The 256-nt window shown below is 42.6% G+C and carries 1 protein-coding gene; it reads right to left on the reverse strand.

Annotation, left to right across the window (positions count from 1 at the left end):
* Positions 1–256 (reverse strand): DUF2799 domain-containing protein (locus tag AAEY79_RS15645; protein WP_352289505.1); only part of this gene is annotated, 256 nt, incomplete at both ends.

Here is a 256-nt window from a genome sequence, read left to right on the forward strand (position 1 = left end):
GGGCAATTTGATGTAATAGGCGCGCGCGTCTTTCTCATTTTTAAAATGTAATAGCTCGCCCTCGCGTAACTTGTCAAACTCGTGCTGATATTTTTCTAATAGTTTATTATCACGCTCTATCTCACCGTTTAGCTTATACAGTGCCAGCCCTTGCTGATTACCGCGTTGTAGCTGACTTGATGTTTCAGCCGGGCAGACATTATTGATTGTTTGTCCACGTCTGCCGATATTGTAAGCATTATTCACCGTACAGTAT

It is taken from the genome of Psychrobacter sp. GW64-MNA-CIBAN-0177, assembly GCF_040309585.1.
GTDB classification, from domain to species: Bacteria; Pseudomonadota; Gammaproteobacteria; order Pseudomonadales; family Moraxellaceae; genus Psychrobacter; species Psychrobacter okhotskensis.